The organism is Nocardia sp. NPDC052112 (assembly GCF_040680135.1).
Lineage (GTDB): Bacteria > Actinomycetota > Actinomycetes > Mycobacteriales > Mycobacteriaceae > Nocardia.
Genome location: NZ_JBFAWD010000009.1, coordinates 281,653 through 293,720, shown reverse-complemented (window position 1 = coordinate 293,720; position 12,068 = coordinate 281,653). Strand labels below are relative to the sequence as shown.

Annotated in this window: 13 protein-coding genes; 7 read left to right on the top strand and 6 right to left on the bottom strand. The window is 63.8% G+C overall.

Features of this window, described 5'->3' with window-relative positions; genetic code table 11:
* The first annotated feature begins 43 nt into the window (after nucleotides 1–43).
* Genes AB0L58_RS20255 through AB0L58_RS20245 form a run of 3 tightly spaced genes read left to right on the top strand, consistent with a single transcriptional unit; the run spans nucleotide 44 to nucleotide 1,979 of the window.
* Nucleotides 44–628 carry an SDR family oxidoreductase gene (locus AB0L58_RS20255; RefSeq protein WP_364388766.1) on the top strand — a complete coding sequence of 195 codons (585 nt, stop codon included), beginning with the start codon at nucleotides 44–46 and terminating at the stop codon, nucleotides 626–628.
* Nucleotides 625–780 (top strand): hypothetical protein, encoded by a 156-nt coding sequence (locus AB0L58_RS20250; RefSeq protein WP_364388764.1) that lies wholly within the window; start codon nucleotides 625–627, stop codon nucleotides 778–780. The genes AB0L58_RS20255 and AB0L58_RS20250 overlap by 4 nt, the downstream gene beginning before the upstream one ends.
* Nucleotides 781–800: 20 nt before the next feature.
* Nucleotides 801–1,979, top strand: a complete 1,179-nt coding sequence (locus AB0L58_RS20245) for an acetyl-CoA C-acyltransferase (RefSeq protein ID WP_364388762.1) — start codon at nucleotides 801–803, stop codon at nucleotides 1,977–1,979.
* 45 nt (nucleotides 1,980–2,024) lie between these two features.
* Here AB0L58_RS20245 and AB0L58_RS20240 read toward each other — a convergent pair whose 3' ends face one another.
* The 5 genes from AB0L58_RS20240 to AB0L58_RS20220 all read right to left on the bottom strand — a co-directional run bounded on the left by AB0L58_RS20240 (nucleotide 2,025) and on the right by AB0L58_RS20220 (nucleotide 7,310).
* On the bottom strand, nucleotides 2,025–2,663 hold the full coding sequence (locus tag AB0L58_RS20240; protein WP_364388760.1) for a TetR/AcrR family transcriptional regulator: 639 nt from the start codon (nucleotides 2,661–2,663) through the stop codon (nucleotides 2,025–2,027).
* 45 nt (nucleotides 2,664–2,708) lie between these two features.
* Nucleotides 2,709–3,470 carry a 3-hydroxyacyl-CoA dehydrogenase gene (locus AB0L58_RS20235; protein ID WP_364388758.1) on the bottom strand — a complete coding sequence of 254 codons (762 nt, stop codon included), beginning with the start codon at nucleotides 3,468–3,470 and terminating at the stop codon, nucleotides 2,709–2,711.
* A gap of 20 nt (nucleotides 3,471–3,490) precedes the next feature.
* Nucleotides 3,491–4,462: a nitronate monooxygenase family protein gene (locus AB0L58_RS20230; RefSeq protein WP_364388755.1), complete on the bottom strand. Its 972-nt coding sequence runs from the start codon at nucleotides 4,460–4,462 to the stop codon at nucleotides 3,491–3,493.
* Between the two features lie 37 nt (nucleotides 4,463–4,499).
* Nucleotides 4,500–5,264, bottom strand: coding sequence for a crotonase/enoyl-CoA hydratase family protein (locus AB0L58_RS20225; protein ID WP_364388753.1), 765 nt, complete (start codon nucleotides 5,262–5,264; stop codon nucleotides 4,500–4,502).
* A gap of 486 nt (nucleotides 5,265–5,750) precedes the next feature.
* On the bottom strand, nucleotides 5,751–7,310 hold the full coding sequence (locus AB0L58_RS20220; RefSeq protein WP_364388866.1) for an aldehyde dehydrogenase family protein: 1,560 nt from the start codon (nucleotides 7,308–7,310) through the stop codon (nucleotides 5,751–5,753).
* A 342-nt stretch (nucleotides 7,311–7,652) separates the two neighbouring features.
* Between AB0L58_RS20220 and AB0L58_RS20215 the strand changes: the two genes are divergently transcribed.
* The 4 genes from AB0L58_RS20215 (at nucleotide 7,653) to AB0L58_RS20200 (ending at nucleotide 10,923) form a co-directional block, all read left to right on the top strand.
* Entirely contained in the window at nucleotides 7,653–8,519 is an 867-nt protein-coding gene (locus AB0L58_RS20215; RefSeq protein ID WP_364388751.1) for an SDR family oxidoreductase, read from the top strand.
* A gap of 1 nt (nucleotide 8,520) precedes the next feature.
* Nucleotides 8,521–8,763, top strand: a complete 243-nt coding sequence (locus AB0L58_RS20210) for a ferredoxin (protein ID WP_364388749.1) — start codon at nucleotides 8,521–8,523, stop codon at nucleotides 8,761–8,763.
* Nucleotides 8,760–9,992 (top strand): cytochrome P450, encoded by a 1,233-nt coding sequence (locus AB0L58_RS20205; protein ID WP_364388747.1) that lies wholly within the window; start codon nucleotides 8,760–8,762, stop codon nucleotides 9,990–9,992. Before AB0L58_RS20210 ends, AB0L58_RS20205 begins: the two co-directional genes overlap by 4 nt.
* 319 nt (nucleotides 9,993–10,311) lie before the next feature.
* Nucleotides 10,312–10,923, top strand: a complete 612-nt coding sequence (locus AB0L58_RS20200; RefSeq protein ID WP_364388745.1) for a helix-turn-helix domain-containing protein — start codon at nucleotides 10,312–10,314, stop codon at nucleotides 10,921–10,923.
* 549 nt (nucleotides 10,924–11,472) lie between these two features.
* Here the strand turns inward: AB0L58_RS20200 and AB0L58_RS20195 are convergent.
* The gene (locus AB0L58_RS20195; protein ID WP_364388864.1) at nucleotides 11,473–11,814 is read right to left on the bottom strand and encodes a radical SAM protein; all 342 of its coding nucleotides are present in this window, start codon (nucleotides 11,812–11,814) and stop codon (nucleotides 11,473–11,475) included.
* Nucleotides 11,815–12,068: the final 254 nt, after the last annotated feature.

Sequence of the window (12,068 nt, the reverse complement as noted above, 5' to 3'; positions counted from 1 at the left end):
CGCTACTTAGCGATCGCTAGATAATCTGCTCCGAGGAGGCTTCGTGCCGATCCAATTCGACATCGATCCCCGTGTCACCGAGGCAGTCCGACGAACCGAGACGCTCGTCCGCAAGATCGTGCTCCCGGTGGAGCGGCAGTACGGCGGGAACGCCCATGCCCTACCCGATGCCGTCCGCCACGAACTCCAGGACGCCGCGAAGAAGGCCGTGCAGTCGGTCGCGGCCGATCTTGTCGAGGAGGATGATGTGCGGGCACTGGCGACCGCACACGCTCAGCTCGCCGGTGGCCTGGATCTGCTGGTCCTGAACGCGGGCTTCGGTGCGGCGGGATCTGTCGCCGACCTTCCGGTAAAGACGTATGACCGCACGTTGACGATCAATTTGCGTGCTCAGTTCCTGCTCGTCCAGCAAACGCTGCCGCTGTTGCGCCGCGCCGCGTCCGCGAGCCGCGGAGCCAAGATCGTCGCGCTGGCCTCCATCACCGGTATCGCGGCCGAGCCGATGCTCGCGGCCTACGGCGCCAGCAAAGCCGCGCTGTTTCGCTGTGCGAGACCATCACCCTCGAAGAATCCGCCCACGGCGTCACGGCCACGGCGATTTCACCGGGGTATGTCGACACCGACATGACGGCCGGGAAACGCGACACCCTCGACCGCGAAGCCATGCTCACCACCGGCGACGTCGCCGAGCTGGAGCTCGCGATCACCCGATTGTCCGCACATGCGGTCGTTCCCAACATCGTGCTCTCGCGCGCCGGCGACCAGATCTGGCGTGCCTGATCAGAGAGGAAAACCAACAAATGACAACCGCAGTGATCGTGGATGCGATACGCACCCCATCCGGCAAGGGCAAGCCCGGCGGCCAACTCTCCGGCATCCACCCGGCAGCGCTGCTGTCGCAGGTGCTGTCCGGCCTCGTCGAACGCACCGGCCTGGACCCCGCTCAGCTCGACGATGTGATCGGTGGATGCGTCGGTCAAGCGGGCGAACAGGCCCTCAACATCACCCGCAGCGCGGTGCTCGGCGCCGGGTTTCCGGAAGCGATTCCGGCCACCACCATTGATCGGCAGTGCGGCTCGAGCCAGCAGGCCGCCCATTTCGCCGCGCAGGGCGTGATCTCCGGCGCCTACGACATCGTGATCGCCTGCGGTGTGGAGTCGATGAGCAGAATACCGATGGGCACCGCACCGATGGGCCAGGACGCATTCGGTCCCGCTGTGCGGGCCCGATACCCCGAAGGTCTGGTCAATCAGGGCATCTCCGCTGAGCTGATCTCCGCCCGATGGAAGCTCGATCGCACGACACTCGACGAATTCTCCGCACGCTCCCACGCTCGCGCCGCGGCCAGCGATTTCACCAGCGAGATCATGCCGGTCACTGTCGATGGTCCCGACGGACCCCGCCACGTCATAGCTGACGAGACCGTCCGAGCGAGTACTACCGCGGAAGGCCTCGCTGGGCTGAAACCGTCGTTCTACGACGAGGAAATGGCCCGGCGGCTCCCCGAGATCGACTGGAAGATCACCCCGGGCAACTCCTCCCCCCTGACCGATGGGGCGTCGGCAGTACTCATCATGAGCGAACAGAAGGCGACGGCACTCGGGCTGCGCCCCCGTGCCCGATTCCACAGCTTCGCGGTCACCGGCAGCGACCCGCTGCTCATGCTCACCGGCGTCGTCGCGGCCACACAGAAGATCCTCGGCAAGTCCGGTCTGTCGATCGATGACATCGATTCCTATGAAGTCAACGAAGCATTCGCGCCCGTGCCGCTGGTCTGGCAGCAGGAACTCGGCGCCGACCCCGATCGCCTCAACCCCCGCGGTGGGGCGATCGCACTGGGGCACCCGCTCGGCGGCTCCGGCACCCGGCTGCTGACCACCTTGGTCAACCATCTCGAATCCACAGGTGGTCGCTACGGTCTGCAGACCATGTGTGAAGGCGGCGGTATGGCCAACGCAACCCTCATCGAACGGTTGTAGCGCGCCGGTACCGACGAGAGAGGGTGGAGGTCTACCTCCACCCTCTCATCGTTTTGTCCGGGAGGCTTTGCGCGACCCGACCGTCCGCAGCGCTATATCGACATAGCGCTCGGCGACTTCATGGGGGCTGAGCGCACCTCCGGGGTGGTACCACCGCGCGATCGACTGGCACATGCCGAGCAGCGCCCGAGCCGTCTCCACCGGCTCGGGCGCGACGAATGTTCCTGCGTACGCACCGCTTTCGACGATCTCGAACATCAAGTTCTCGATCTCTTTGCGACGCATGGCATAGCGCTTGCGGTTGTCCGCCGACAAGTGCCTGGTTTCGGAATCCAGCGCAGCCAACCGACTGCGCAAGGTCATGTGCAAGGCAATGGCCTCGATGACATTGGCCAGCCGCGCCTCGGGCGAGGCGCCTGCCGCTTCCGCTGCCGCCCGCACCCGCCAACTCAGGTCACCCGTGCTCATCTCGAGCAGAGCAACAAGAATGCCTTCCTTGTTCTCGTAGTGGTAGTACAAGGCCGGCACCGTCAATCCGACTCTGCGGGCCAATTCGCGCACCGTTGTGCCATGGAAGCCGTGCTCGTAGAACACTTCCAGCGCGGCCTCCAGGATGGGAGTGAGCTCGAGTGTTTCGAAGTGCCGCCACTCTGCGTCGACGGTGTCACTACTGCCTGGTCCCATACCCCGCCTATCGAACTATTTGCCGGACAGCGCGACGATACCGTCTCAGCGTGGCGCCATTCGGATGGCGCCGTCGAGCCGAATGGTCTCGCCGTTGAGCATCGGGTTCTCCACGATGTGGCGTGCGAGCGCCCCGTACTCGGCGGGATCGCCGAGCCGGGATGGGTGCGGTACCTGCGCACCGAGGGAGGCGATCGCCTCGTCGGACACGGTGGCGAACAGCGGTGTACGGAACAGGCCCGGTGCGATGGTGACAACGCGGATTTTCAGTGCTGCCAGGTCGCGGGCGATCGGCAATGTCATGCCGACGATGCCGCCCTTCGACGCCGAGTAGGCGGCCTGTCCGATCTGGCCGTCGAATGCCGCGACCGAAGCGGTGTTGATGATCACGCCGCGTTCTTCACCGATCGGGTCGGTCCTCGAAATCCGTTCCGCTGCAAGGCGAATGACATTGAATGTACCGACGAGGTTGACGTTGATCACTTTGCTGAAGTCCGCCAGCGGAAAGGCGCCGTTCTTGCCGACGGTCTTGATCGCATTGCCGATACCCGCACAGTTCACCGCGATCCGAAGTGCCCCGAGCTCGTCGGCGGCGTCGAGTGCGGCCGCTACCTGGTTTTCGTCGGTGACATCGGCGGCGGCGAAGACGACCCCATCGCCCAATTCCTTGGCCACGGTCTCACCCGAGGAGGAAGGCAGGTCGATGATCACCACCTTCGTGCCCTGGCCGTGCAGTTCACGTACCGTCGCCAGGCCGAGCCCCGACGCACCCCCGGTTACCGCTGCGACCGCGTTTTCGATCTCCATGGAATCTTTGCCTTTCTCCGTTATCGAATGACCGACGCGAGGCGTCCGCCGATGAGTTCTGCTGCGTCGGTGACAATCCGGCCGATCAGCTCCGCGACCGTCGGGATGTCGTGGATGAGTCCCTGAACCATGCCCGCGGTCCAGATGCCGAGTTCGAGGTCGCCGACCTCGAACACCTTGCGGCCGCGCATACCCGCGACCAGTTCGCGCACCGAGTCGAAATCACCCCCGGCCCGCAGCACCGACACCACCTCCTGGCTGACCGAGTTGCGGGCCACGCGGGCCGTATTGCGCAACGACCGGAAGATCAAGTCGGTGTCGCGCTCACTGGCCTCGACCAACCGCTGCTTCACGTTCTGGTGTACTGGTGCCTCGACCGTGGCCAGGAATCGCGTTCCCATATTGATCCCGTCCGCTCCCAGCGCCAGCGCGGCGACCAGTCCTCGCGCATCGGCGAAACCACCGGAGGCGACCATCGGGATGGTGATCTTTTCGGCCGCGGCCGGGATCAGCACCAGCCCAGGGATATCGTCCTCACCGGGATGGCCCGCACACTCGAAGCCGTCGATCGAGATCCCGTCGACACCGAGTTGCTGGGCCTTCACCGCATGCCGAACGCTGGTGCATTTATGCAGGACCTTGACCCCGCCGGCTCGAAACGCCGCCAGATGTTCGGCGGGATTGAAGCCCGCCGTCTCCACGATCCGCACACCGGAATCGATGACGGCGTCGCGATATTCCGCGTACGGCGGAGGGTTGATCGAGGGCAGAATGGTCAGGTTCACACCGAAGGGGCGGTCGGTCAGTTCGCGGCACCGCGCGATCTCACGCGAGAGATCTTCCGGAGTGGGCTGAGTCAGCGCGGTCAGAAATCCGAGGCCACCGGCGTTGGCGACCGCGGCGACCAGCTCTGCTCGCCCAACCCATTGCATCCCGCCCTGGACGATCGGATATTCGACGTCGAACACGTCGCAGAACCGTGTCCGAATCATCGGCTCAACTCCGTGTTCCGCGCCCAGCGTGACTCGCTCATCGGCCCTGCCAGACCGGCGCACGCTTCTCGGCGAAAGCCCGTGCGCCTTCTTTCGCGTCATGCGAGGTCAAAACGGGTCCGACGTGGGCTGCCTGGGCGGCGAAACCATCCGCGTCCGACCATCCCACGGCTGCTGCGATGATCTGCTTGGTCGCACGTATCGCCAGTGGCGCATTGGCCGCGATTCGCGCCGCCAGTTCACGCGCGCCCTCGAGTGCCGCGCCCGGCTCGGTGAGGACATTGACCACACCGTGGCGATGGGCAAGCTCGGCTGTCAGTGGGTCGCCCGTGAGAGCGACCTCCATCGCCAACTGATACGGCAGCGTCTTCGGCAGCCGGAGCAGCCCGCCCGCCGCCGCCACGAGTCCGCGCTTGACCTCCGGAATACCGAACTTCGCCGCCCGGGACGCCACCACCAGATCCGCGCTCAGCGCCAGCTCGAAGCCGCCGGCCAGTGCCCAGCCCTCCACCGCGGCGATCAACGGCTTGGTCGGCGGTCGCTCGGTCACGCCGCCGAAACCGCGCCCCCGCACCACGGGATTCTCACCGCGCACGAATGCCTTGAGGTCCATTCCGGCACAGAACGTGCCGCCGGCACCGGTGAGGATGCCGATCGACAGATCCGGCCGAGCCTCGAGCTCGTCGATTGCCGCAGCGATGCCTTCGGCGGTCACGCGGTCGATAGCGTTGCGTGCGTCGGGACGGTTGATCGTGATCACCACGACCCCTTCACCGAACTCCGTCAGGACTGTGTCGCTCATTCGTCGCCTCCTTGTGCCGGGTATCTCCACGGGCGCGCCGGGAATCGCGCCGCTGCAGACCCGGCGTCCAGCGACAGACTAGCCACTGAGCGAGCGATAAGTAAATAGCCCGGCCGACGTCGGTAGGTGTGACACATCCGATCCCGCGAATCACGCGTGACCGCGCCCTCAAATCTATACTCTTTAGATATCGCCCCCTCCTCATCGCCGAGCTGTCCGGGGAAGTGCCCTCACGGCGACGGATCCCGTCAACAACTTCCAAGGAAGCCCCATACCCGCCGCCAGCCGACCACTGACAGACGTGCTTCGCAGTGCCGAACGCACCGAACTGGAATTTCCGGTCGGTCATGTCGGACTCCTGTACGGCCGGGCCGCCGTCAAGGAGAGCGTGCCGGCGATATCGCACTGGCTCAGCAGTCGAGCAGAACGATGAAGTGATGGTTCCGGCGACGTGCCGGAACCATCACATAGTCGAGTTCGGCTTTGTCACGATTTGGGTGCCCGGCCCAGCCGCCGACGCCAGTCGTGCGCACCGAGTAACCGCACCACTTTCGCCATCAGCATGCTGCGATCGGTTCGTACCGGATACCAGTTCGGTTCCGATCGCAGCTCGATCCGCTCAGCGACCACCGATTGCTGGCGACAGTACTTCAGCACGCCGTGCGCGCCACCGAAACGTGTGCCGACCCCGGACTGCTTCCAACCCCCCATCGGCACGGGCAGTTGGAAAGTCGCGACTACCGCGTTGTTGATCGAAACCGACCCGGCTTCGATTCGGCGCGACAGACGATCGGCGCGACGCCGATTTCGAGTCCACAAGCTCGAGCTGAGGCCGTACTCCGAATCGTTGGCCAGCATCAGCGCCTCGGCCTCATCGGCCACTTTCATGATCGGCAAGGTGGGGCCGAATGTCTCCTCACGCATGCACGCCATCGAGTGATCCACATCGACGAGAACAGTCGGCTCGAAGAAGTTTCCCTCGGCACTACCGCGTTTGCCCCCGACCAGGATCCGCGCCCCTTTCGCGACGGCATCGGCGACATGACGCTCGACGATATCGACCTGACCAGCAGTCACCATGGCACCGATCTCGGTCTGGTAGCTACCCGCCGAGTCCATGCCGACCCGGATGGTGCGGACCTTCTCGGTCACGGTGGCGACGAATTCGTCGTATACCGACGCTTCGACATACACCCGCTCCACCGATACGCACGCCTGCCCGACGTTCATCATCGATCCCCACACCGCCGCACCCGCAGCCCGTTCGAGATCGGCATCGGACAATACGATCATCGCGTCCTTGCCACCGAGCTCGAGACTGCACGGAATGAGCCGCTCCCCCGCGCGCGCGGCAATCCGACGCCCGGTGCGGACCGAGCCGGTGAACATCACCATATCCACTTCGTCGACGACCGCCGCACCCGTCTCGCCGCTACCGTTCACACAGTCCAGTACCAACGGCGCACCGATCTCCTCCCGCCAGCCGCGAACCGCTTCGGTCCACGTTAACGGTGTCACCTCCGACGGTTTCGACAGCACTGCCGCCCCGGCGATCAGCGCACCGACAACATCCATCATCGGCCCGGCCAATGGTCCGTTCCACGGCGTGATCAAGCCGACCAACTGGTGCGGTCGAACCTGTACACGCAACCGCCGCGCCGCGTTGGCAACGCCCGCGGGCTTCACCTTCCGGTCCGCCAGGAACTTCTCGCCATTGGCCACGAAGTAGTTGATGACATCGACTACGACAGCCAGCTCGACAGCCGCATCCGCCCACGATTTGCCGGCCTCCTGCTGCACCGAGCTCAGCAGTCGCTCTTCGTTGTCCAGGATCCAGTCCAACCACCGCAGCAGATACCGGGACCGCCGCTTCGGCCCCATTGCCTCCCACTCCGGCTGCGCCGCGCGCAGCGCAGCCGCCGCAGCGACCACACCATCACGGCCGAGGTCTGGAACCGTGCCGACCAGCCGACCATCGGCCGGACAGCGGATGGTGATCAAGGGAACTGATCCCGCATCGTCCTGATCGACCCCGGGATGCTGCATGGCTGTACTCACGTGAATCGCCTCCGTGGCGCGGTTACCTGCGGAAATTCACGATCCCGACAGGGACGGAGCAACTCTGCTCGACGCTGGATTAAAGACTAGATACAGATAACGTATTTCGTCAATCGTCTTACCGTGGCAGCTACTGCTGACAAATTACGATTGACGTCACTCGTATCGTGACGTACGTTCAAGTGTGAGGCACGGCACTACCGCCATCAACTCGCGGATGGATCACACCCACAGTCCGGGCGCCATTCCCTGTCCGGTCCGCCGAGCCTGCACAGCGCCGATCCCGCCCGGAGCGGCCGCATCAATCCCTTTTGACAGCGGAGTACCAACATGAAGCTCGAAGGCAAAGTTGCCATCATCACCGGAGCCGGTTCCGGGTTCGGTCGTCAGTGTTCGCAGCTTTTCGCGTCCGAAGGCGCCAAGATCGCTGTCGTCGACATCGATCCCGAACGCGCCGCGCAGACGGTCAAACTGGTCGAACAGCAAGGCGGAACCGCCGTAGCGATTACCGCCGATGTCAGCGATGAGAGCCAGGTGCAGGCCGGCGTCGCCAAGACGCTCGAGGAGTTCGGCAAGCTCGACATCATGTTCGCGAACGCGGGCATCGTGTCCCGCGGTGGTGTTCCGTCGGTCGCCGGTGGGGAGCCGGTCGACTTCCAGGACTTGACCGACGCCGACTGGCAGCACGTTCTCGGCGTCAACCTCAGTGGCGTGTTCTACTCCGCGAAGGCCGCCGTCCCGGCGATGCGCGCCAACGGTGGTGGCACCATTCTCGCCACCTCCTCGGCGGCATCACTGGTCGCCTATCACAACATCGCCCTGTACTCGGCGACCAAAGCGGGCGTCAACGGACTGGTGCGCGGGCTGAGCCTGGATCTGGGCCAGTACGGGATCCGGGTGAACGCGATCTGCCCGACCCACGGCATGTCGCCGAACTTCCTGATGCCGCCCGGGTCGCCTGTCGTCGGCCAGTCCTATGAGGAGGTGGCGGGGCCATGGGATCCGTCGATCTCGCCGATCCCGCTCAAGCTCAACCGGCCACCATCACTGCTCGACAATGCCAAGGTCGCCCTGTTCCTCGTCTCCGACGACTCGGCATACATCTCCGGTCTCACGCTCGCCTCGACCGATGGCGGCACCCTCTCCCGAGTGGGCATGTGGTTTGCCGAGGACAAAGGCTCGCCCGGAGACCTCTGACATGACCGCCGCTCCAGCTCATCTCGTCGTGGATCGCAGCGCCTGCGCGGGGCACGGAATGTGTTACGCGACAGCGCCGAACCTCCTCGACTCCGACGACCAGGGCGATCCGGTGATACTGCTCGATCCGATCCCCGAATCACGCCTCGCCGACGCCGACACCGCGGTATCCGTATGCCCCGAGCGTGCGCTGACCCTGTCGCGTGCTCATCTTTCCCCCGATTCCGAGGTAAACCCCGAATGACCACTACCGCAGAAGTCCCAGGCGACCTCGTCGTCGATTTCGATATCTATGATCAATCGCTGGCCTTTCCGGTCGACACCGTCCAAGACCGCGTCGCCGAGCTCGCACAAAAAGGCCCGGTGGTCTACTCGACCGCCCACGGCGGCCACTGGATCGTGACCCGGTACAAAGAAATCCACGACGTCCTGCGTGATCCGGAGACATTCTCCAGCTACCCGAACAACTTGGTCACGACCACGGCCGGATTCGGCAAATTCATTCCCATCGAACTCGATCCACCCGAGCACACCGGCTACCGGCTCGCATTGCAGCCGTTGTTCAGCCCGAACCGAATGAAGGCACTCGAAGACGATATCCGCGATGTCATCAATGAGCTCATCGATGGATTCGCCGGCAAGGGGGAGGCCGAATTTATTTCCGAATTCGCGCACGAGCTGCCCACACGCGTATTCCTCGCACTGATGGACTGGCCGATCGACGATGCCGCGCTGTTCACCGACGCGACCGACATCATTCTCACCGGCGTGCCCGGAGCCAGCGAGGAGGAGTCGAATCAGGCCCGCGCCGAGGCGGCGTTCAAGATGCTCGGTTATTTTCAGACGGTCATCAACCAGCGCCGAGCCGACCCCGGACAGGATGTCACCTCCCAGATCATCCACACCGAGTTCGAACTCGAAGGCGGCAAACGTCTGCTGACCGATGAAGAACTCAACCGGATGTTCTTCCTGCTGCTCATCGCCGGACTCCACACAGTGCAAGGATCACTGGCCTGGAGCATCATCCACCTCGTCCACAATCCCGATCAGCGGCAACAGATGATCGACGACGAAAGCGTGATCCCGACCGCCGTCGAGGAAATCCTGCGCATCGAGGCCGCGGTCGTTCCCGGCCGCCGGGCAACGCGAGCGACCGAACTGGGAGGCGTATCGATCGCTGCAGGCGACCAATTGATCCTCATGCTCTGTTCGGCCAATCGCGACGCCAGGGAATTCGACGATCCGACACGGCTACAGGTCGACAGACAGCCCAACCGCCATCTCTCGTTCGGTGCCGGCGCACATCGATGCATCGGATCCCACCTCGCACGAATCGAACTCAAGCTGGCGCTGGAGGAGATTCATCGGCGTATCCCCGACTACGCCCTCGTGGACTCCGACCCCGCGGTGATGCATTCCAGTCAGGTTCGCGGGTGCGCGCGGCTACCGATCACTTTCACGCCCGAAAGCTGAGCACAAACACACGGAGGGCCGCGGCGCCAGGAGGCGCCGCGGCCTTCGGCGACTGGACCCGACGACGATAAAACCGACACAGCCCATACCGGGCACCAACTGTGACAGTGCTCACCGAAGTAACCCTGATCGACAGCACAGTCCACGCACGTCCACGCAGGTGCCGAGTCGAGAAGCCGACACCGACAGCGGTTCTCGACCCCGATGCGCCGCGCCGGGACATACATCGAGTGTGCGAACATCGAACCAACAACGTATTACGAGTATCGTCAGTGGTGTCGCAGTGTCCGCGCAGATCCCACGGAGGGCAGGATAGGGAATGGCTCGACGTAACAGCAATGTCCTCAGCGGGGACGTGGAGGAAGCGCGCGGGCAAATTCTGGAAGCCGCCCAGAAGACTTTTCTGCATTTCGGCGTCGCCAAGACCACGATGGACGACATCGCGAAAGCCTCCGGAGTATCCAGGCCGACCATCTATCGCTACTTTCGCGACCGAGACACCTTGATTGCCGAATTGATTCGTCTGCGCGCACGCAAACTTTTCGTGCGCGGCACGAAATTCGTGTTGGAGCGCGAAAAGTTCCGCGACCAACTGGTCGAGGGTCTCATCTTCCTGGTCGATCACGGCAGAAAAGACCCGCTGATTCGACTGATCGTCAGCCCAGAACATATGGATCTGGCCGCCGCGGTCATCGGCACGTCACAACTGGCCAGCAACCTGACCCTCGAAATGTGGGCCCCCATTCTCGACCGCGCCAGAGAGCGCGGCGAACTACGAGATGACGTCAGTAACGAGAAGGCCTGTGAGTGGCTCGCCCTCGTCCAGCTCATCCTGGTCGGTCGCTTCGACTTCGACGATCCAGACGATCCCTCGCATCGACAGCTGCTGGAGACATTCGTGCTGCCCGCCTTCGTACCGGCCCCAGCCTGACCCACCGATAGCCGGCCCGATCCGAAGTCTCACGACGAGATCCGGCAGCAGATCCAGAAAAACCGGGAGGCTGCTGAGCGGGTATTCATTCCTTCTCCGGTGATCCAGGTAAGCCTCGACGTCGGCGGGTTCGCTCGTTTCCTCGCGCATCGCGCGTTCGAACGCCAACTAAGGCCAGGTACAGGCGGCGTACTCGATGTCCGCGGAGGTGAAGTGAGTCGTTCGCGACCGCACTGCCGAACCACTCGACGTAGCACTGAGGGGCGATCCCTGAACGCGAGCTGCTCACACCGGGGCGGCCAATCCGGTCGAGCCCAACAGCGCTATCGGCGTCAAAGAAGTTGCAGGTCAGCGGCATACACTAGGTTGGGGATATGGGTCAGCTCCCCCTCCGGACACCAGTGCTAACCCCACGGAGGGTGGCACCAACGATTGCGAGTTGTTGTTGGTGCCGGTAGCGGACTTCTAGGTCCAGTGCCCGATACAGTCGGACCTTGTCGGCGGGGTCGCCTGCGGTCAGCACGGCGCGGATGTCGCCGAGCGCGTCGATCAACTTGCGGGCACCTCCTGATCGTTGATGCCGCCCATCACAACCGTATTCACCTTCACCGGAACGCCGGTCGAGACACAACGCTGCAGAGCATGGACCACCTGAGGCAAGTCATCGACCCCACACAGCTCGGCATGCAACCGTGGATCGAGGGTATCGATGCTCATGTTGAACTGCGTCACCCCCAGGGCCGCAAGATGCTCGGCGCGCTCACCGATACGCGGGTGCCGCGAAATGATCTCGATCTCGGAAAACCCAGCCTCACACCGCAACCGATGCACCGCCAGTTCAAGCGGCTCATACAGCGCCGCATCACCCCCGGTCAGTTTGATGCTGTCGATTCCAGCGCGCGGACCTGCTTGGCCACCGCGACAAGGTCATCGACCGACAGCTCGCTTCCCGCCGCTGTGGCGACGGCTTCACCGGAAGGGCGGCAGAAGAAGCAGGCTCGGCCGCATCGCGCGTTCAACGTGACCCGGAACTGCGGCAAGCGAGGCGCTCCGGCACGGCTATTGCTGACATCCACAGCTGTCATGGTCTGCACGAAAACCACAACAGGTCAACGGATTACCACAAGACGCGATGTCATAGATCG